The 17,881-nt window shown below is 39.0% G+C and carries 15 protein-coding genes and 1 riboswitch; of the genes, 6 read left to right on the top strand and 9 right to left on the bottom strand.

What is annotated here, in order from left to right; all coding sequences use genetic code 11:
* Positions 1-99: 99 nt before the first annotated feature.
* The 6 genes from xdhC to FGD67_RS02010 all read right to left on the bottom strand — a co-directional run bounded on the left by xdhC (position 100) and on the right by FGD67_RS02010 (position 8,827).
* Positions 100-1,032, bottom strand: coding sequence for a xanthine dehydrogenase accessory protein XdhC (gene xdhC, locus FGD67_RS02035; RefSeq protein WP_257173465.1), 933 nt, complete (start codon positions 1,030-1,032; stop codon positions 100-102).
* A 9-nt stretch (positions 1,033-1,041) separates the two neighbouring features.
* Positions 1,042-3,420 (bottom strand): xanthine dehydrogenase molybdopterin binding subunit, encoded by a 2,379-nt coding sequence (gene xdhB / locus FGD67_RS02030; RefSeq protein WP_257173464.1) that lies wholly within the window; start codon positions 3,418-3,420, stop codon positions 1,042-1,044.
* Entirely contained in the window at positions 3,413-4,870 is a 1,458-nt protein-coding gene (xdhA, locus tag FGD67_RS02025; protein ID WP_257173463.1) for a xanthine dehydrogenase small subunit, read from the bottom strand. Before xdhA ends, xdhB begins: the two co-directional genes overlap by 8 nt.
* 380 nt (positions 4,871-5,250) lie before the next feature.
* Positions 5,251-6,087, bottom strand: coding sequence for a bifunctional allantoicase/(S)-ureidoglycine aminohydrolase (locus tag FGD67_RS02020; RefSeq protein ID WP_257173462.1), 837 nt, complete (start codon positions 6,085-6,087; stop codon positions 5,251-5,253).
* Between the two features lie 629 nt (positions 6,088-6,716).
* Entirely contained in the window at positions 6,717-7,553 is an 837-nt protein-coding gene (gene fghA / locus FGD67_RS02015; RefSeq protein ID WP_257173461.1) for an S-formylglutathione hydrolase, read from the bottom strand.
* A gap of 143 nt (positions 7,554-7,696) precedes the next feature.
* Complete coding sequence (locus FGD67_RS02010) at positions 7,697-8,827, bottom strand: S-(hydroxymethyl)glutathione dehydrogenase/class III alcohol dehydrogenase (protein WP_306556783.1); 1,131 nt, start codon at positions 8,825-8,827, stop codon at positions 7,697-7,699.
* 401 nt (positions 8,828-9,228) lie between these two features.
* On the opposite strand from FGD67_RS02010, the gene FGD67_RS02005 reads away from it, so the two are divergent.
* Positions 9,229-10,095, top strand: coding sequence for a LysR family transcriptional regulator (locus FGD67_RS02005; protein WP_257175200.1), 867 nt, complete (start codon positions 9,229-9,231; stop codon positions 10,093-10,095).
* Positions 10,096-10,223: 128 nt separating this feature from the next.
* Positions 10,224-10,619: a DUF2391 family protein gene (locus tag FGD67_RS02000; protein ID WP_257173460.1), complete on the top strand. Its 396-nt coding sequence runs from the start codon at positions 10,224-10,226 to the stop codon at positions 10,617-10,619.
* 320 nt (positions 10,620-10,939) lie between these two features.
* Here the strand turns inward: FGD67_RS02000 and FGD67_RS01995 are convergent, their stop codons facing one another.
* A complete protein-coding gene (locus FGD67_RS01995) occupies positions 10,940-11,785 on the bottom strand; it encodes a LysR family transcriptional regulator (protein ID WP_257173459.1) in 846 nt (281 codons plus the stop codon).
* Between the two features lie 136 nt (positions 11,786-11,921).
* On the opposite strand from FGD67_RS01995, the gene rimK reads away from it, so the two are divergent.
* The 4 genes from rimK to FGD67_RS01975 are packed head-to-tail and all read left to right on the top strand — an operon-like array spanning position 11,922 to position 15,206.
* Positions 11,922-12,827, top strand: coding sequence for a 30S ribosomal protein S6--L-glutamate ligase (rimK, locus tag FGD67_RS01990; protein WP_257173458.1), 906 nt, complete (start codon positions 11,922-11,924; stop codon positions 12,825-12,827).
* A 14-nt stretch (positions 12,828-12,841) separates the two neighbouring features.
* Positions 12,842-13,861 (top strand): succinylglutamate desuccinylase/aspartoacylase family protein, encoded by a 1,020-nt coding sequence (locus FGD67_RS01985; RefSeq protein WP_257173457.1) that lies wholly within the window; start codon positions 12,842-12,844, stop codon positions 13,859-13,861.
* Positions 13,862-13,877: 16 nt separating this feature from the next.
* Entirely contained in the window at positions 13,878-14,309 is a 432-nt protein-coding gene (locus FGD67_RS01980) for an ATP-dependent zinc protease (protein ID WP_257173456.1), read from the top strand.
* Between the two features lie 24 nt (positions 14,310-14,333).
* Entirely contained in the window at positions 14,334-15,206 is an 873-nt protein-coding gene (locus tag FGD67_RS01975) for a mechanosensitive ion channel family protein (RefSeq protein WP_257173455.1), read from the top strand.
* A gap of 549 nt (positions 15,207-15,755) precedes the next feature.
* Here FGD67_RS01975 and FGD67_RS01970 read toward each other — a convergent pair.
* On the bottom strand, positions 15,756-16,784 hold the full coding sequence (locus FGD67_RS01970) for an EAL and HDOD domain-containing protein (protein WP_257173454.1): 1,029 nt from the start codon (positions 16,782-16,784) through the stop codon (positions 15,756-15,758).
* Positions 16,785-16,972: 188 nt separating this feature from the next.
* Positions 16,973-17,140 carry a hypothetical protein gene (locus FGD67_RS01965; protein ID WP_257173453.1) on the bottom strand — a complete coding sequence of 56 codons (168 nt, stop codon included), beginning with the start codon at positions 17,138-17,140 and terminating at the stop codon, positions 16,973-16,975.
* A gap of 117 nt (positions 17,141-17,257) precedes the next feature.
* Positions 17,258-17,347: riboswitch (cyclic di-GMP riboswitch) on the bottom strand.
* Positions 17,348-17,881 lie beyond the last annotated feature (534 nt).

Below are 17,881 nucleotides of genomic sequence, written 5' to 3'. Positions count from 1 at the left end.
TTGCTACTCCTCTTATTTAATTCCATGTTTACTCATGTTAACTCTAGCCGATATTTCATACCGCTAACCTTTCATGCAACCAAGGCGTTTGCCAAAATCCTAATCAGCAGTAATTAACGGTTTAAGCGCTTGCCAATGAATGCCCTGCTGCGATTTAGCTCTCATCTTAACATCGGGTTTTACTGCCGCATGTTGTTGATTATTTGGCGCAAACGCTAAACTGGCACTTGCTTGTTCTTGCTTAGCAAATTTCGCTTGCTGTGCTTGATAAGTATGAATAATTTCGGCTGAAACCGACACGGCAACCTCAATAGGTAACTTACCGCCAACTTGGCTTAAACCTATTGGACAATTCATTCTCGCTACTTGCTCTGCAGCTATATCTCGATGTTTATAGCGTTGCTGAAAGCGGCGCCATTTTGTCTCAGAAGCAATTAAGCCTAAGTAGTGAAAGTCAGCTCGTTTTAGCACCGCTTGTGTAATATCAAAGTCCATTTGATGATTATGCGTCATGACAATAAAGTAGCTGTTAGCGGGCATGCTCTCGACTTCAAACTCAGGTGAATCACTAATGAGCATTGCAACATTTTCATAACCGCCAATATTGGCTGGAAATTGCTCGGCTCGGCTATCAACCCAAGTTACCTGACAAGGTAGTTGCGCTAATATCGGTATTAAAGCTTTGCCAACATGACCTGCGCCAAATAACATAATATTAACCCCAGTAGCAGCAAAGCATTCAAATAACACGCTAGCATTGCCACCACAGCATTGACCTAATTGGCTGCCTAATTGAAAGTGCTCAATATGTTGAGCATTTTTACCGTCAGTGAGCATATTATTAGCGTGTTTAATCGCTTTGTGTTCAAGATGGCCGCCACCGATAGTGTCAAAAACACCGTCTTTGCTGATCACCATTTTTGTACCACTATTTCTAGGTGTTGAGCCCGCAACACCGACCAGGGTCACTAACACATAGGCTTGACCTTGTTTAGTTAATTTATAGCTAGCACTGCTCCAATTATTGTTCATGATATTCGCCTAAGCTGATGCTTTTTTCTTCGTCGTTTTTTCTTTCATCGCCTCTACAGCCCAAAGCACGCGTTCAGGTGTCGCTGGGGTATCAAGCGCGGGGCTAAATTGGTGCTCTGCCACACTTGCTATGGCGTCTTTAAGCGCTGACCACACTGAAATTCCGAGCATAAGCGGTGGCTCACCAACCGCTTTTGAGTTGTAAATGGTATGCTCGCGATTAGGATCATCAGGCACTAAATCTACTCTAAAATCACTGGGTGTATCACTGATGGCTGGAATTTTATAAGTCGCAGGATTATTTGATAGTAAACGCCCTTGCTCATTCCACATTAATTCTTCAGTGGTTAGCCAACCCATGCCCTGAATAAATGCCCCTTCAATTTGGCCAATATCAATAGCAGGATTAAGTGAGTGACCCACATCATGTAATATATCTGCACGTAATAATTTATACTCACCTGTTAAGGTATCAATTAACACTTCAGATACCGCAGCCCCAGTCGAGTAATAAAAGAACGGTCGACCTTTGCCTGTTGCGCGATCAAAATGAATTTTCGGTGTTTTATAAAAGCCAGTCGAAGATAATGATACTCGCCCCATATAGGCTTGCTGAACAAACTCAGCAAAAGAAAAGCTTTCACCACCAACAACCACTTGGTTATGACTAAATTTTACTGCGCTGTCATCTACCTGATATTTTTCACAAGCAAAAGCAATTAACCGTGCTTTTATGGTTTGCGCAGCCGCTTGTGCCGCTTTACCATTTAAATCGGTGCCCGACGATGCTGCAGTAGGTGAAGTGTTAGGCACTTTATCGGTTCGTGTTGCTGACACGCCAACAGTATCAACATCAACTTGAAATTCTTCTGCGACAATTTGCGCAACTTTAGTATATAAACCTTGGCCCATTTCAGTGCCACCATGATTTAAATGTATGGTGCCGTCTGTATATACGTGCACTAACGCACCCGCTTGATTAAGATGCTGAACGGTAAATGAGATACCAAATTTAACTGGCGTTAACGCCAAGCCTTTTTTCAATAGGGTATTTTCATTATTGAACGTTGTGATCTTTGCTCGACGCGCTTGATAGTCTGAACTTGCTTCTAATGACGAAATTAATTCAGCCATTTTATTATGTTCAACGGTTTGATGATAATGGGTAACGTTACGATCGTCTGTACCGTACAAGTTTATTTTACGGACAGCTAATGGGTCTTTACCCAAATAGCGCGCGATATCATCCATCACCATCTCAATGGTCATCATGCCTTGTGGTCCACCAAAGCCGCGATAAGCTGTATGCGATACGGTATTAAGTTTACAACGGTTACCCGTTACCGTTGCTTGATCTAAAAAGTAAGCGTTATCAGAGTGAAACATCGCTCTATCAACAATGGCATCAGACAAGTCCGGTGAATAACCACAGTTACCATTAACTTCGATATTAATGCCTTTTATTTGGCCGTTGCTGTCAAAACCCACCTGATAATTATTTTCAAAAGGATGACGCTTGCCTGTCATGCACATATCATCTGTGCGGCTGAGTTTACATTTAACCGGTTGTTTAGTTACATTGGACAACAATGCTGCGATACAAGCCCAAGGGGCCGCTTGTGTTTCTTTACCGCCGAAACCGCCGCCCATTCTGCGGGTATCAACAATCACTTTATTAAGCGGAATGTCTAAGACTTCAGCAACAAGTTTTTGCACTTCACTTGGGTGCTGTGACGAAGAAAATATCGTCATACCACCATCTTCTGTCGGCTCAGCCGTTGACACTTGCCCTTCAAGATAAAAGTGCTCTTGGCCACCCACTGATATTTCGCCCGATAATTGATGTTCAGCTTGAGCAATAGCAGTAGCTGAGTCACCACGGCGCATGGTAAATGGCGGACGAACAAAGCTTTGCTTTGCTAACGCATCTTTTACGCTTAATACCGCGTCAAGTTCTTGATATTCTATTTTTGCTAATTTGACTGCTTTTCTCGCCAAATCATAGCTAGTAGCCGCAACAGCAAATATCGGCTGGCCAATATATTCAACTTTACCAAGCGCTAACACCGGGTCGCCAGGAAATACCGGCCCGATATCAGTATGCCCTGGTACATCATCGACGGTGATCACACCAACCACACCTTCTGCTGTTTTAACTGCAGATAAATCTAAATGTTTAATTATGCCGTGGGCAATAGTACTTTGACCAACAGCGGCATGTAATTGCCCGCGTAAACTGGGTCTGTCATCAATATAAAGCGCTTCACCACTGACATGTTTATCAGCACTCTCGTGTTTTTTTGAACGGCCTACACCACCCAAGCCAACAGTGCTTAACGCCTTGTTTATAGTTTGGTTAGAATGATCAGTATCGATAAGGCTACGCATAATTAACTACCCGAGTTTCAATGGTTTTATTTTGCAATTCTAAGTAACATTTTTGCAGTAAGTTTTGTGCCACTTTCATACGATATTTATCACTCGCACGCACATCTGACATCGGTTGAAAATCTTGTGCTAAGGCTGATTGGGCCGCAGCTATGCTATCGCTGCTGAGCTGATTATTTAACAAGGCAGCTTCACACTGTTTTGCTCGTATCGGAATTCCTGCCATACCGCCAAATGCAATGCGTACTTCGGTAATAATATTGTCTTTAATTTCTAAGAAAAATGCCGCTAAAACTGCTGATATATCATCGTCAATGCGCTTTGAAACTTTATACAGCTTAAACATTTGACTCTCCTTCGCTTTCGGAATGTAAATATGTTTAATAAACTCAGCGTCTTTTAACACGGTTTTCTTATAACTAATAAAAAAGTCTTCTAGTGCTATTCTTCGTTCAACATCACCACGTTGTAAGCTAATTTCAGCACCTAAGGCAATCAAGGCCGGTGGCATATCACCAATTGGGGAAGCATTACCAATATTGCCGCCTAAAGTACCATTATTGCGAATTTGTCTAGAGCCGATACGTTCAATCATTTCACCAAGCTCATGATATTCATTATCTAGCATCGAGGTAAATTCACTATAAGGGACGGCGGAGCCAATAATAAATTCGTTATCATTTGCCTCTAAGCGGTGCAACTCAGCAACATCTCCTAAATAAACCAGATCGTCTATGGTCGCTAAGTTTTGTGTTACTGACAGCGCTAAATCGGTGCCACCGGCAACCAATGTTGCATTAGGACTGGCTAATAACTTATCGGCTAATTCAGCAATCGTTTTTGGCGCAAAATAATGATGTTGGCTATTAGAGAGCTGCGCTGATGGTAAGCTTTTAAAGTCAATTAATTGCTGCAAGGTTTGCTGATAATGTAGCGCAAAAGAATCGGCCTCTGCGTGTTCGCTTGAGGTTAATGCCGCATCGATTATCGAGCGATAACCTGTACAGCGACATAAATTTCCGGCTAGTGCTTCAAGCACTTGTGCGCGATCGGGCGTGCTGTTTTGCTTATGTAAGGCAAATGACGACATAACAAAACCTGGTGTGCAAAAACCACATTGCGAGCCATGATTATCAACCATTGCTTGCTGAACATGATGTAATTTAGCGCCTTGCTTTAAGTCCTCTACCGTGATGAGTTGCTTACCGTGCAAACTGCCAACGAAACTAATACAGGCATTGATTGATTTATAATTCAGCGCTTGGTTATCTTTGCTAAGCTCGGCAAGTACCACAGTACAAGCACCACAGTCACCCGAAGCACAACCTTCTTTGGTACCGCTTTTAAAGCGCTCATCACGTAAATACTGCAAAACAGTTAAATTAGGGTCAATGTTTTCTATTACCACAACATCGTTGTTTAATAGAAAACGTACTGCACTTAGGCTCATAATGGTATCCGCTGTTAGATTATCAATTTATTGCATGAACAATGGCCGAATAAGCAAATATATCAGAATAAAAACCTGACACAAGTGTCAAATTATAAATAACACCTTTTTAACATTTACAAAGTATTGCTGGATGGTGCTTTGATAATGCCAAACTAGCCGAAAAAGGAGTTTTACGCTTAGCTAAATTATAATAGACCTTAATGAAGTTGCGAGATTAGTTTTATAAAACTAACCAGTGCTTATTATTGATTTAACCGTGATAATAACGAAAGAAGTTAGATATATCTGGCAGATAGTTGAGATAACGTCAGGTTTACAAAGATAAGGTTAATAGCGTGTGCGCGGCATTGAAAACACTCGCGACACAGGTCAAGTTTTTAGTTTTTTGGACGAATGAATGGCATATGTCGATTGACGTCTTTGTAGAGTAAATATCTAAACGGCCCTGGGCCACCGGCATAGCAAGATTGCGGACAAAAAGCGCGTAACCACATAAAGTCACCTGCTTCTACTTCAACCCATTCACCATTAAGGTGGTATACCGCCTTACCTTCTAGCACATATAAGCCATGTTCCATAACATGCGTTTCATCAAAAGGAATGACGCCACCGGGCTGAAAAGTGACAATATTAACGTGCATGTCATGGCGCATATCTGATTGTTCAGTAAAACGGGTTGTTTGCCAAACGCCATCAGTATTTGGCATGGCAATCGCTTCAACATCATTATCACTGGTCACAAATGGCTCCGGTGCATCGATGCCGTCAACGGCTTGATAAGCCTTGCGGATCCAATGAAATTTTACCTTCTCGTTGCTGTTATTTTTGACTGTCCATTTACAGCCTGCGGGTAGATATGCGTAACCTCCGGTTTGCATCTGATGTTTAACGCCTTCAATGCTAACCTCCATTTCACCTTCAACTACAAACAGTACCGCTTCAGCACTTTCATCAAGTTCAGGTTTATCTGAGCCACCATTGGCGCCAACTTCAACAATATATTGAGAAAAGGTCTCGGAAAAACCACTTAATGGTCGAGCAATGACCCACATGCGCATATTTTCCCAGAAAGGTAGATAGCTGATAACAATATCGGTTAACACGCGTTTCGGGATAATGGCATAAGACTCAGTAAAAATTGCACGATCCGATATTAATTGCGTTTGCGGTGGTAAACCGCCTGTTGGGGCATAGTAAGTATGTTTCGTTGACATGTTTGATAATTCCTTGGTCTGTACTGGAAATTTTTATTGATATATTAACCTGAACTCTGGATAAGCAGCACTTGCTCAATTCTCCCTTTTAACCCATTATCTGCGTTAAAACGTCGATAAATAGCTCGCTATTCATAAACGTTTTGCCTTGGAAATGGCATAAAATGAAGCATTGATGATGTCTATTAGTGATGTTCACCTTGCTATAGCATTTACTTTGCCACCTAAGCTTTTGATTCACTTGAATATCAAGCACTCATTATCCAGAGTTCAGGTTATATTAAAATGATATATACTATTTTCAGCCGGCTAAGGTGAGCATTACGTTCACTCTCGAAAGCTATTTTCTTTTTAGCATATATCAGTTATGACTCGATAAACATACAATGTTTACCTCAATTTAGCATTTATTAGCTGCAAACAACTGAAATCGATAGCTTCAGCACTAGCTGACAATAACGAGCTTTTGGGGTGATAAATAATGAAAAAAACCGCCGAATAACTCGACGGTAACAATAAAGCCAAAGCGCTAAGTTAACGCTTTCTCAGCGCTTAATTAGCTTGCCAAAAAAGTTATTAGCTTGGCTATTGCATAGCTTCTACATGGCTTCTACATGACTATGAGAAAGCTATTTTAAATACTGAGCATGAAAAGCTAAATGCTCAGCTATAAACGATGATATAAAGTAATAGCTGTGATCGTAACCTTGATGAATATTCAATGTTAAAGGATAACCACTAGTTTCTGCTGCTGCCACCAATACCTCTGGTGTTAGTTGCTCGGCAAGGAAATCATCCGCTCCCCCTTGATCAACTTTCGCAGGTACAAACTGGCTCGCTTGACGCATCAGTTCACTGGCATCATGATCACGCCAAGTTGTTTGGTCTTTCCCCAAATAAGCAGTAAAAGCCTTTTTGCCCCAAGGTACATTAATAGGGTTACAAATAGGACTAAATGCCGATACTGAACAGTAACGCTCAGGGTTTAACATTGCGATAGTCAGCGCACCGTGACCGCCCATAGAATGGCCACTAATAGCGCGTTTTTGTGTGACTGGAAATGCCGCTTCAATGATTTCAGGCAACTCATTAACGACATAATCATACATTTGGTAATGACGATTCCAAGGCGCTTGCGTCGCATTGACATAAAAGCCCGCCCCTTTGCCTAAATCATAACCCCCATCATCAGCAACATCATCACCACGAGGGCTAGTATCAGGTGCTACAATCGCGATACCTAATTCAGCTGCCATTTGTTGTGCGCCTGCTTTCTGCATAAAGTTTTCATCGCTGCAAGTCAGTCCAGAAAGCCAATACAACACCGGCACTTTTTCACCATTTGATACTTGTGGTGGCAGATAAATGGCAAAGCGCATAGCACAATTTAATACTTTTGATTGATGACTATATTGCTTATGCCAGCCACCAAAACTTTTATTAACACTTACGTTTTCAATTGTCATAGTAAAACCTTAATAGCTATCCCCTTTTACGCTCGTTGATAAAAGAGCAAACAAAACACGGAACAATATTTATACCCATAAAACGTCAAGAAAACTTAAATAAAAATTTCAGCTTGAAGTATTATGGGTACTTAAAAGTCGTATTACTTGTCAAAGTGAATAACAGTTCGAATGCTTTCACCTTTATGCATTAAATCGAATGACTCATTAATATCTTCAAGTGCCATGGTATGAGTAATAAAGTCACTTAATTTAAATTCACCCGCTAAATAACGCTCCACGTAATCAGGTAATTCAGTACGGCCTTTTACGCCGCCAAAAGCAGAGCCACGCCATACACGACCGGTAACAAGTTGGAAAGGACGAGTTGAAATTTCTTGGCCTGCACCGGCAACACCAATCACCACTGACTCACCCCAACCTTTATGACAACACTCTAACGCAGAGCGCATCAAATTAACGTTACCGACACATTCAAATGAATAGTCAACACCGCCATCGGTAAGCTCAACAATGACATCTTGAATGGGTTTATCGAAATCTTTAGGATTAATACAATCAGTAGCACCCAATTTTCTCGCTAATTCGAATTTACTTTCGTTAATATCAATCGCAATAATACGACTTGCTTTTGCCATCGTAGCGCCAATAACTGCCGATAAACCTATGCCACCTAAGCCAAAAATAGCGACCGTTGCGCCCTCTTCAACTTTCGCGGTATTCATCACCGCCCCCATACCTGTAGTTACACCACAGCCTAACAAACAAACTTCTTCTAATGGCGCTTCTTTATTCACCTTAGCTAATGATATTTCTGGTAACACGGTATATTCAGAAAATGTTGAACAGCCCATATAATGGAAAATCGGTTGGCCGTCTTTATAAAAACGTGTCGTGCCATCAGGCATAAGCCCTTGACCTTGAGTTTCACGAATTTTTTGACAAAGATTGGTTTTACCAGAAAGACAGAATTTACATTCACGACACTCAGGCGTATACAGTGGAATAACATGATCGCCAACAGCTACGCTAGTAACACCTTCACCAATTTGTTCAACAATACCACCACCTTCATGGCCTAAGATAACTGGGAAAATTCCTTCTGGATCTTCTCCCGATAAGGTAAATGCATCGGTATGACAAACTCCAGAGGCGACTACTTTGATTAACACTTCACCTTTACGCGGTAACATCACATCGACCTCTTCGATCGATAATGGTTGTTTTGGTCCCCAAGCAATAGCGGCTTTTGATTTGATAAATTTATCTGACATATTTATTCTCACTTACAATAGGTAAATACATTAATGGTGTAGTCCAGCGACAACGCTGTAATCATTGAGTGCAGTGTAGTCTATTAAATTAATTATGATAATACCCTAATAATGCAATTCACTTTTACTCACTGGTAATAAAAGCATCATATTAAGTACAATAGTTACCAATAAGTGAGAGGTTAAAATTATATACTAACGTTATGACTAGCTATATTGCTTCACTCACAACACTACCTTTATGCTATTAATATAAACTATGAGGATCGTCAATTTACACCAGCTCGGATGTTCGTACATAGCTAAATCGTAGTAAACACCTTAATGCGCTATCAACTTTTATTTCCTAAACAGTGGTAATGTGGTATTTTTCTAAATACTTGTACAACTGGGCAACAATCATGCAATGGGAAGGTATTAGCGAGTTTGTTTATGTCGCTGAAAATGAAAGCTTTACATTAGCTTCAAAAAAAATGGCCATTTCCACAGCACAAGTGAGTCGTCAAATAAGTGCTTTAGAAAAACGTCTTAATATTAAATTATTTTACCGCACCACCCGTAAAGTTTCTTTAACCGAAGAAGGCCGTATTTTTTATCAACATTGTCGTAGCGTGCTTGATGGGCTAGATGCTGCTGAACGCGCCATTACAAATTTACAGTCAAAACCTCAAGGTAAAATTAAATTAACCGCACCGGTGACTTATGGTGAACAACAGATATTGCCGCTGGTGAATAATTTTATGCAGCAATATCGAGATGTTGAAGTATCCGCTTATTTGAGTAATAGAAAAATTGATTTAGTGGAAGACGGTTATGATTTAGCTATTCGTCTTGGTAAGTTAAGCGACTCGTCATTAATGGCAAAACAATTAGGTAAACGTACAAACTATGTTTGCGCCTCAAAACAATATTTAGACACTCACGGCACCCCTCACTCTATATCAGAGCTAAATCAGCACAGTTGTTTATTAGGTACCTTAGATTATTGGCACTTTCAAGAATTAGACCGAGAAAAAAGCATCAGAGTAACAGGTCGCTTACGCTACAACAGTGGTTACAGCCTAACCGATGCGGCACTGAAAGGTTTAGGGATAGTGCAACTGCCTGATTATTATGTTCAACAACATTTAGCCAGTGGCAAGCTCGTTAGTTTACTCGATAATTATCGCGCACCTGACGAAGGCATCTGGGCTATATACCCTCAAAATCGTCATTTATCACCTAGAATAAGATTATTGGTGGATTATTTAGCTGCGCAATTACTTTAAGACACAACCTTTAAGTAACTGTTTTTTTTAATGCCTAATCTCAGCAGAGCACAATACTAAACAATGACTAAACAATGACTAAACAATGACTAAAACATATAAGTCATCATTGACAGAAAAGGGTTGATATGAAGTTTTATTTTAATGGTGAAGACGCAAGCCAAATTGCCATCGGTGCTTTTGCTATGGCTCTGCCGGTTAGTTTTTCTGAAGAGGTCTGGCTTTTAGGTGAAAGCTTACCATTAACTAACTTACTATTAATCACTCTCTTATCACTGTTCTTTTTAGTTTATTTCGCTTACTTCAGCATCTTTCAAGCGAATGTTAAAAACCGCATACCGATGTTTATTTTTCGTATTATCATCGCCTATTTGATCACGTTAATGGTGGTTGCTTTAGTGCTCACTTCTTTAAATCAATTTCCCATTACTACTCTGCCAGATATTGCCATAAAACGTATGATAATAGTGACTATGCCGGCTTCTTTAGGCGCGATAATTGTCGATAGTTTAGATAAGGAATAATCATTATCACCTGTTATAAACATTACCGTACAAATATTGTTTGAAAAAATGACGACGTTATTTTTATTGATTTTTTCTTTGAACATCAAAGCATCTTTATCTTCACCTTTAAGAAGTTGCGCGACCTTTGTATGCTTTCAGCATCAAATAAAACAATACCATGTGATTGTCGTTTATAGCTTTATAAAAATAAACTAAACAACTCATCTCTTTCTGGCTAACTTTTTTGGAGATTAGCTGATTGAATTTACATCATAAGAATTTAACCTTATACCAATTCTACTAAGCTCTGAGTGGGAATAAACTTAAAAGACTTGCTATTACATAGATAAATACGGGAACAAATCGATAGCTTGCTTGATAACGTCAGTTTTCTGACTTTTAGCCAAGTAAACCGCAAATATCTCACGGTGATAAATAGGTGCGCTTTCAACCACAAATAAATTGTTTGCTTCAACATGTTCGAAGGTCATCTGCCGAGGAAGATGCGCACTACCCCCGGCATGTAAAATATAATTTAAGGCAATACGAGGTTGACTCATATAGTGTTTAGCGGGAGGAGCATCTTGAAATTCTCGCATATGTTTTGAGTTCACCGACTCGCCGTAATCCACCATAATATAATTATCTAAGTCTGCCCCTTCTTGATATTCTGGATCGGTTGTCACTAAATGCAAGGGTACCGTTGCCACTTTTTCAGTGACAAGGTCTTCAACAAATGGCGGTTCAAATAAAAACGCAATATCAATCCCCCGACTCAGTACATTCTTTCGCAGCTCTACCGGCGAATATGTATTGGTAAATAAGCTAACACCATCTAAATTACGATGAATTTTTTGTAGCCACCCTTGTAAAACAATATCCCAAATAGACATCATTGAGCCAATGGCTAGTTGTTGGGTATTGTGCTCAGCTATACCCACATCATGCTTGGTTTTTTGCCACATAAAAAGTAGCTCATTAGCATGCTTGATTAAACGATGACCTTCTCTGGTTAACTTTAAATGTTTATGCGTTCGATCAAAAAGCAAAACACCGAGATCATCTTCTAATAACTTAATTCGTGCACTGACCGCAGATTGTGTAATAAAAAGGTTTTCAGATGCTATCCTAAAGTGCAAGGTTTGACTAACTTCTAAAAACGTTGTTAAAAGTTCAAATTTCATTAAATACCCCTGTAATCAATTTTTTTGATTAAACACAGTAAAATTTAGCGTTTTATAATTCTTTGGCTAGACTATACACTTTAGCCATACATTTACATCACTTTTTTTATAAAAGTGAATCAATTAGGTAATTCCTATGAAAGTTGCAATTTTATCAAGAAACAAAAACCTTTATTCAACCAAGCGCTTAAAAGAAGCGGGCGAAGCTATGGGCCATGAAGTCGATGTTATCGATACATTACACTGCTATATGGATATCACCAGTAGTCATTCTACCGTGCGTTATCATGGTAAAGAACTCCCTAGATACGATGCGATTATTCCACGTATCGGTGCTTCTGTAACCTTTTATGGTACGGCAGTAGCACGACAATTTGAAATGATGGGCACCTTTAATATCAACGAATCTGTTGCGATCAGTCGTTCACGCGATAAATTACGTTCATTACAATTACTATCACGTAAAGGTATTGGCTTACCTCGTACAGGTTTTGCTAACAAGCCTGATAACGCAAAAGATTTAATTAAAAATGTTGGTGGTGCGCCCGTTGTTATTAAACTATTAGAAGGCACACAAGGCATCGGTGTGGTACTTGCCGATACCGCTAAAGCTGCCGAAGCAATTATTGAAGCCTTCATGGGCTTAAAAGCTAACATCTTGGTACAAGAATTTGTTAAAGAAGCCGGTGGTGCTGATATTCGTTGTTTAGTGATCGGTGGTAAAGTTGTTGCTGCGATGAAACGTCAAGGTGCAGAAGGTGAATTTCGTTCTAATTTACATCGTGGAGGCTCTGCCGAAGTGGTTAAATTATCGAAAGAAGAGCGTGAAACAGCGATAAAAGCGGCAAAAGCTATGGGCTTAAATATGTGTGGTGTTGATTTACTGCGCTCACAAAATGGTCCTATGGTGATGGAAGTAAATTCATCTCCAGGTTTAGAAGGTATTGAAAAAGCTACGGGTAAAAATGTTGCCGGTATGATTTTTGAATTTTTAGAAAAAAATGCTAAACCACACAATACTAAAACCCGTGGTCGTGGATAATTAAGGTGAAGTCTATGGATGTATTACGTATAGGTGAATTTGATATATTGCCCGGTGAACAACGTAAAATAGAATTACCGGTCGCTAAACTCTATACCGATGCCGATGTTTCGTTGCCTGTGCATATCATTCGAGCGAAAAAACCTGGGCCAACAATTTTTATTAGTGCTGCAGTGCATGGTGATGAGCTTAATGGTATTGAAATTATTCGACGTTTGATTAGCCAGAAAAACTTTAAATTGATCCGGGGAACCTTGATCGCCGTACCTATGGTCAATGTTTATGGTGTGGTAAACCAAAGTCGCTATATGCCAGACCGACGCGATCTTAATCGTTGTTTTCCAGGCTCATCGAAAGGTTCGTTAGCTGGACGTGTAGCACATATTTTTCTCAATGAAATAGTTAAACATTGTGATTATGGTATCGATTTGCATACAGGGGCGATTCATCGCTCAAATTTCCCGCAAATTCGTGCCAATTTATCGGATGAAGAAACTAAAAAATTGGCCCTAGTGTTTGGCGTACCTGTGGTACTTAACTCTAACATTATTGATGGTTCTCTAAGAGAAGCCGCTGTTAAGCATAAAACTAAAGTGCTGCTCTATGAAGCCGGTGAAGCACTGCGTTTTGATGATTTTTCAATTCTTGCCGGCATGCGCGGCATTACTAATGTGCTAAAACATTTAGGTATGGTGCGAAAATCTACGACACGCAAAAAGGTGGTTCCACCTTTCGTTGCCAATAGTAGTCAGTGGTTGCGCGCTAATGCCAGTGGCATAGTAAATCATCGGGTAAAATTGGGTGATCAAATTAAAAAAGGCGATATATTAGCTGATATTGGTAGTCCATACGGTGACATTATCGATGTTGTAACAGCAAGCAGAGCTGGCATATTAATTGGTCAACAGAATATTCCTTTGGTACAAGAAGGCGAAGCTATGTTTCATATTGCCTACTTTGAAGAAGATGATGCAGATATTGTCGTGCAAATAGAAAATGCTCAAGACACACTATTGCCTGATAACAACGTTTAACGAAGGGTAACGTAATATGACAACAAAGCAAAAAGCAATCATTGGTCGCTTAGAATCTATTGCGCTACCTGAGTTAGCCATAGCTGACTTACAGGTGCGTGTAGATACCGGGGCTAAAACTTCCTCACTACATGTTGATAACATTGTGAAATTCACAAAAAATGGCAAGGTCATGGTGAAGTTTAATCTACACCCTGACGTCCATAATGTTGAAAATACCGTCTCTTGTGAAGCGCCTATTCATGACATTAGAAGAGTTAAGTCTTCAAATGGTACATCAGAGCAACGTTACGTTATCGCAACACCTGTACAACTGGGCGATGAACATTGGACCATAGAAATAACCTTAACTGACCGTTCTGATATGAGTTATTTAATGTTATTTGGTCGTGAGGCGATCGGTGATAAATTTCTTGTCGATCCCTCAAAAGTGTTTGTCAGCTCATAACATTTAAATTTACTAGGCTTTAATATGACATTAGAACAGATAATAGAACAAGTAACAGGAACGCTTGCTTTTACCGTTGTTACAGTATCAGAACAGCCGATCACACTTGGCGATATACTGTTTATTCCGCTGCTAATTTGTCTGGGCTTATTGTTAACCAAATGGCTAACAAGGTTTGTTAGTAAACGTTTAACCACGAAGAAAACCGATCCTAATATAATTCATTTAGTGCAACGGGTTTTATATGTTTTATCGATAACCGTACTTATCATCAGCATATTAGACTTTATGAATGTGCCGATTGCCGCCTTTGCTTTCTTATCGGGAGCAATTGCTATCGGCTTTGGTTTTGGTGCACAAAATATTATTAATAACTTTATTAGTGGTTGGATCTTAATGTGGGAGCGCCCTATTCGTATTGGTGACTTTTTAGAAGTTGAAAATACTAAAGGAATAGTAGAAGAAATTAACACCCGTTCTACTCGTATTAAGCGGGTAGATGGTGTTCATTTATTAATACCTAACAGTAAATTACTTGAAAACACAGTGGTTAACTGGACCTTAGTAGATCAATTAGTCAGGTGCTCGGTTAACGTCGGTGTTGCCTATGGCTCACCAGCTAGAAAAGTTGCTGATTTAATTATGCAAGCTACCACGGAACAAGCAGAGACGTTAACAGAGCCTAAGCCTTTAGTTACTTTTGATGATTTTGGTGATAATGCCTTAATGTTTGAAGTTACTTTTTGGATCAGCTCACGTGTCGAAGGCGGTTTAAGGTTAGCTAGAAGTAATGTACGATTTCGTTTGGAAGAACTATTTGAGCAAGAAAACATTGTTGTTGCTTACCCACAACGTGATATACATCTTGATGGTTCATTAACCTTAATAAAGCCATAATATCATCGGCTTATTTACGCTATTATTTAACTAACTATTAAGCAATAACGTGAATAAGCTGATTAAATCTTTAATAGTACAACATTACCTGACACTACCTCTCATCTACCTCAATGACAAATTAGCTGCTTCTAAAAGTAAGTGCCTGACTTCAAAAATCACCAGAAAATAAAGACAATTAAGTACGCTTAGCGAAAGCTAGCAACTCGTTAATCCTAACGAGACTGTAGAATAACTCGTTTATTATGAATTCCCCCATAAAATAGGGTTACTAAATGCATTACCTATATCGAGTTAATTCTCTACAGTGCGATTTAGGAGCACAAAAAAACAGCTGTTTTGGCTGAATTAGTTATTCTACAGCCTCAACGCCAGTTTCAGGCTCATTATAGCGGCCTTTCTAAGCGCTAACTTTGTCACTTCTCCGACATTAGCACTTGAGAATTGTCACTAAAATTTATTGTATGTTTTGCTCTACAGCAGACATTGATATCTCAATGAATAATTCTCTTTGGAAAAACGGAAAACAGGTCTGATATTTCCATCAGCTTATGAACAATCATTATATTTATTCGCCCACACTAAGGCATTTTGGTAATAATCCGTTAGCTCTTCATAGGTCACATTGACCATTTCAGCATTTCGTTTGGTGTTATACCAACTCCCTTTCTCGTAGTAAATAACAGCATTGAGAATATATTTTAACCTAGATGGTTTGTCACTGGTCAATGCAGCATGTACTTCAGGAGCCAATGGTAAATCGTCAAGTAAATTATCAAGCGGTTTGTCAAGCATAGCATCTAAAAGCGAAAATAATCCTACCATAAAGCCTGCCTCTGCATGTTCAGGCATCGCTTTAGCTGCCATTAATTCGCAAAATCTGGCCCGTATAATTGCCAGTCGTGTTAATTCCTTTGGCTTATTTGTTGCTAAAATTCCAGAGGTTAAAAGTAAAATTAATTTTTTAGTTTGTGTATCTCCTAAATAAATTAAAGCATTTTTAATCGACGTTACATTTTGTGTGAGCGGAAAGATGCCAGAATTGATAAACTTAAACAGCTTAAAACACAGCCCTACATCTCGCTCAAAATAACTGGTGATATTGTTAATATTTAGCTCAGTCTTTAAGCATTCTTGCATCAGACCTAACATAATGGCTTGACTGTTATCTATTTCATGATGCCCTGACATTTCAGGTTTGCAAAAATAATAACCTTGAAAATAATGGAAACCTAATTTTTTTGCCTGCAAAAATTCATCTTTAGTTTCAACTTTTTCAGCCAAGATTTTTAAATTCTTTTTTTTCTTCAATTTATTAATGAGAACGGCAAGTTCACTAAGCGGGGTAGCTTGAATATCAAACTTTATCAATTTGACCAGCTTGAAAAATCGAGCCCATTCCGCTTTATAAACAAAATCATCTAAGGCTAGATGGTACCCCTGATGATAGAGCTTTTGACAAGCCTCATAAACCTCATCAGAAGGAGTAACCGTTTCAAGTATTTCTATCATCACTTGCTTTGTGGGTAAAATCTCAGGTAAACCGCTTAAAATTGACTCTTCAGGAAAGTTGATCAACGCGGGTTTTCCGTCAGTGATTAATGCTAACCCATGGTTTAAGTGCGTTCTCATAATTAGTTTCGACGTTGCCCTGTGCGGATCTATTTGTGGGAATATATTTTCCGGGCCGCCACGGTACAATAGCTCGTACGCTACAACGTGTTCCTTGCGGTTAAATATAGCTTGTCGAGCGGTATATATTTTCATTATTTACCTGTACCATCTAATTCTTTAATAACACCGAGCAGTAATAATGGCAAGGCTTGTTCCAGTGTTAAATAAAGTGCTTTTCCGCTGACACTAGGTATATAACTTTGCTTTTTTTGCTTGACTATCCAATTGGCTGAATAAGCTTTTATTTGTTCATCACTCATAATTTACTCTATCATAATAAATAGTTAATTAAGGATGCATGCTGAAACGAAGATAATAATGTAAAACATTATTTAAGGGGGATATTGACGTGTTCATTAATTGCTCAACACCCCAGTGCCGGTAGCTACACTATCATAGGAACTTAAAGCTCCCTTAGACCGCTGGCTTTGCGTCCTAGACTTTCATCTAGTTTGCCTTTTTCAACTGGTGCATTTTGGATAATAACTGACTTTAAAATCAATGTACAGAAAGTAGCTAATTGAAAACACTGATTTTTTTATAATAATTTGCAATGAAATTTTTCCTAATAAAAATTAAGAGAAATTAAGAAAAGAGAATTAAGAAAAGAATTAAGAGAATTAAGAAGACACTAGAATTAAGAAGACACTCACCCAAAGAATTAAGAAGACACTACCCCTAAATAAGAGAATTAAGAAGACACTACCCCTAAATAAGAGAATTAAGAAGAATTAAGAAGACACTCATCCTAAATTGAAGAAATATGGCTTAGAATTAAGAAGACACTCACCCTAAATTGAAGAAATATGGCTTATGCACTATAGAATTAAGAAGACACTCACCCAAAGAATTAAGAAGACACTACCCCTAAATAAGAGAATTAAGAAGAAGAGAATTAAGAAGACACTCATCCTAAATTGAAGAAGAGAATTAAGAAGACACTCATCCTAAATTGAAGAAAAGAATTAAGAAGACACTCATCCTAAATTGAAGAAATATGG

The organism is Colwellia sp. M166 (assembly GCF_024585285.1).
GTDB lineage: Bacteria > Pseudomonadota > Gammaproteobacteria > Enterobacterales > Alteromonadaceae > Cognaticolwellia.
The sequence above is the reverse complement of the archived record's forward strand: the minus strand, read 5'-3'. Positions and strand labels throughout refer to the sequence as shown.

Excerpts from the sequence above, each read along its gene's own strand:
- xdhC (WP_257173465.1), bottom strand. The coding sequence starts at position 1,032 with ATGAACAATAATTGGAGCAGTGCTAGCTATAAATTAACTAAACAAGGT.
- xdhB (WP_257173464.1), bottom strand. The coding sequence starts at position 3,420 with ATGCGTAGCCTTATCGATACTGATCATTCTAACCAAACTATAAACAAG.
- xdhA (WP_257173463.1), bottom strand. The coding sequence starts at position 4,870 with ATGAGCCTAAGTGCAGTACGTTTTCTATTAAACAACGATGTTGTGGTA.
- FGD67_RS02020 (WP_257173462.1), bottom strand. The coding sequence starts at position 6,087 with ATGTCAACGAAACATACTTACTATGCCCCAACAGGCGGTTTACCACCG.
- fghA (WP_257173461.1), bottom strand. The coding sequence starts at position 7,553 with ATGACAATTGAAAACGTAAGTGTTAATAAAAGTTTTGGTGGCTGGCAT.
- FGD67_RS02010 (WP_306556783.1), bottom strand. The coding sequence starts at position 8,827 with ATGTCAGATAAATTTATCAAATCAAAAGCCGCTATTGCTTGGGGACCA.
- FGD67_RS02005 (WP_257175200.1), top strand. The coding sequence starts at position 9,229 with ATGCAATGGGAAGGTATTAGCGAGTTTGTTTATGTCGCTGAAAATGAA.
- FGD67_RS02000 (WP_257173460.1), top strand. The coding sequence starts at position 10,224 with ATGAAGTTTTATTTTAATGGTGAAGACGCAAGCCAAATTGCCATCGGT.
- FGD67_RS01995 (WP_257173459.1), bottom strand. The coding sequence starts at position 11,785 with ATGAAATTTGAACTTTTAACAACGTTTTTAGAAGTTAGTCAAACCTTG.
- rimK (WP_257173458.1), top strand. The coding sequence starts at position 11,922 with ATGAAAGTTGCAATTTTATCAAGAAACAAAAACCTTTATTCAACCAAG.
- FGD67_RS01985 (WP_257173457.1), top strand. The coding sequence starts at position 12,842 with ATGGATGTATTACGTATAGGTGAATTTGATATATTGCCCGGTGAACAA.
- FGD67_RS01980 (WP_257173456.1), top strand. The coding sequence starts at position 13,878 with ATGACAACAAAGCAAAAAGCAATCATTGGTCGCTTAGAATCTATTGCG.
- FGD67_RS01975 (WP_257173455.1), top strand. The coding sequence starts at position 14,334 with ATGACATTAGAACAGATAATAGAACAAGTAACAGGAACGCTTGCTTTT.
- FGD67_RS01965 (WP_257173453.1), bottom strand. The coding sequence starts at position 17,140 with ATGAGTGATGAACAAATAAAAGCTTATTCAGCCAATTGGATAGTCAAG.